This is a genomic window from Endozoicomonas atrinae, from assembly GCF_001647025.1.
GTDB lineage: Bacteria > Pseudomonadota > Gammaproteobacteria > Pseudomonadales > Endozoicomonadaceae > Endozoicomonas > Endozoicomonas atrinae.
The window spans coordinates 1-1,768 of record NZ_LUKQ02000510.1; the positions used below are offsets into that span (position 1 = coordinate 1).

Here is a 1,768-nt window from a genome sequence, read left to right on the forward strand (position 1 = left end):
ACAATGATGTGAGCCGAGGGAAGCCCTGAAAAATCAAGCAGGATGCCCGGGAATTTATAACGACTCCGGTTGTTCTCTACGAACCTCGCCCTGTGCGGGGATTTTCTTTTGGTGGTTTATACACCGCTGATCAAATAATGATCATTTGATTTTGATCGCTTTATTTCCCTGTTTTGTAGTCTATCTCACCGGTTATGCACCGGGTTATCCACGGAATTAGTGGATGATTAAAGTTATTGGTCAAATGGACGACGGCTTTCCCATTCCCCCTCATTATGAACAAAGAGAGCCTCGACCTTCAGGCTACGGGCCAGTGCATTCAGATGATTCCATGAGCGAGAAAACCTGGGTTGATGATCGGTCCAGAGCTCTCCCCAGTCGCGGTGCATGGCCATGATTCTTGCCCGTTGGATGGAGTGCAGGTTACCCAGCTCGATCAGGAAAATCGCTTCAACCATGTCCCGGTACCAGCGGTTGAGATAAGAGAGGGTGTTTCTGTCCGGGTAGAGTAAGCGACAAGACATAAAATGGCCGTTGGAGAGTTCAACGGCCAGAAGAACAGGCGGTCTCATCATCGTGGACCACTCATCTGGAGGGTGTGCCATTGGCCCTCCTGCCAGTAGTGCAGGAACTCGGCATCGGTGTCGTACGCCAGATTCAACAGCGCTGTTAAGTCTGCACTGTGTTTGGGACGGACTCGACTCCACGGATCGCCCATATCCTTGTAAGCCTTGGCACCGTCTTTATCAATGCCTGAAATATCACCAAGATTGATAATTGCCCTGGCATCATTCTCACTGGAGAAATATTGCCTGAGGATCTGGCCAACCCGATCCCCATCGAAGTGGCAGTAGATGGAGCGATAGCTGCCGTCATCCAGCAGCCTCGCTATTCTTGACCGGGTGCTCATAAGACGGTCTCAAGTCCGGCGGTGATCCGATAGATTCGGTCCTGACCTTCCGGTTTCTCCGATTCGATGGTCAGCCCCAGTCGTTTTTTCAGGGCACCGGCGAAAGTGCCTCGGACTGTGTGCTTCTGCCAGCCGGTTTTGTCCATGATTTCTTCAATGGCAGCACCCTCCGGGCGGGCCAGAAGTTCAATCACTGTGTGGAGTTTGGTGCCGGTGCGGATTTTGCCCTTGTCTTTAGAGGCTGGTTTCTCCTCGAAACCAACAGCCGCTTTGCCCTGCGGACTGATGTCGTAGGTATTGGATTCTTTCAGGGAAATCAGGAAGCCCCGACTGGTCAGACTCTCTAACACTTTCTTTCGGGCTCCCCCTTTGATGGTGAGATCGGAGGCGTGCAGTGTTCCGGTTTTGGCGGCTTGTTGCAGCACGTTTTCTTGGGCTTGGGTGAGTTTGTCGTGTTTCATGGTGTCTCTCCTTCTTTTTTGGATTTTTGTTGTCCATCGTTGACGCCTTGCAGGTAAGCCTCTTCCAGGGCGCTTCTAACGCACCAGACAGCGACTTCATTGAAATCTTCGGAGGTGTTCTGTTCGCTCAGGGTATCGAACAGTCGATGCTTTCTGGCGATGGCTTCCAGGACTTTTTCGATGCGTTTGTTCATTGGCTTGTCCTTTCGGTTGATTTGTTGTTGTTATGTACAGTTAGGCTCTATAACCGCTGGTTATCAAGAAAAAGCGGATAATTATCAATTGCTTGGAGGATAGGTCGGGCTCTGGCGGGGAAGAGAGGGGGCGAGCGGGGTTATGAAGCTACTGTCGCAGTCAGAATTCGCCAAACGTCAAGGCTGGAGCCGACAATATGTGG

Annotated in this window: 4 protein-coding genes; all 4 read right to left on the bottom strand. The window is 51.4% G+C overall.

The window, feature by feature from the left end; genetic code table 11:
- Positions 1–233: 233 nt before the first annotated feature.
- From AK963_RS28495 to AK963_RS28510, 4 genes are read right to left on the bottom strand one after another with little or no spacing between them, the layout of a single operon-like run.
- Positions 234–605 (bottom strand): hypothetical protein, encoded by a 372-nt coding sequence (locus AK963_RS28495; RefSeq protein WP_139117754.1) that lies wholly within the window; start codon positions 603–605, stop codon positions 234–236.
- Positions 572–910 carry a hypothetical protein gene (locus tag AK963_RS28500; protein WP_066018661.1) on the bottom strand — a complete coding sequence of 113 codons (339 nt, stop codon included), beginning with the start codon at positions 908–910 and terminating at the stop codon, positions 572–574. The genes AK963_RS28495 and AK963_RS28500 overlap by 34 nt, the downstream gene beginning before the upstream one ends.
- The gene (locus AK963_RS28505) at positions 907–1,371 is read right to left on the bottom strand and encodes a DUF3489 domain-containing protein (protein ID WP_066018662.1); all 465 of its coding nucleotides are present in this window, start codon (positions 1,369–1,371) and stop codon (positions 907–909) included. Before AK963_RS28505 ends, AK963_RS28500 begins: the two co-directional genes overlap by 4 nt.
- Positions 1,368–1,565, bottom strand: coding sequence for a DUF6900 domain-containing protein (locus AK963_RS28510; protein WP_066018663.1), 198 nt, complete (start codon positions 1,563–1,565; stop codon positions 1,368–1,370). The genes AK963_RS28505 and AK963_RS28510 overlap by 4 nt, the downstream gene beginning before the upstream one ends.
- Positions 1,566–1,768 lie beyond the last annotated feature (203 nt).

What these genes read in the sequence shown, in the direction of transcription:
- AK963_RS28495 (WP_139117754.1), bottom strand. Translation starts at nt 605, where the DNA reads ATGGCACACCCTCCAGATGAGTGGTCCACGATGATGAGACCGCCTGTT.
- AK963_RS28510 (WP_066018663.1), bottom strand. Translation starts at nt 1,565, where the DNA reads ATGAACAAACGCATCGAAAAAGTCCTGGAAGCCATCGCCAGAAAGCAT.
- AK963_RS28505 (WP_066018662.1), bottom strand. Translation starts at nt 1,371, where the DNA reads ATGAAACACGACAAACTCACCCAAGCCCAAGAAAACGTGCTGCAACAA.
- AK963_RS28500 (WP_066018661.1), bottom strand. Translation starts at nt 910, where the DNA reads ATGAGCACCCGGTCAAGAATAGCGAGGCTGCTGGATGACGGCAGCTAT.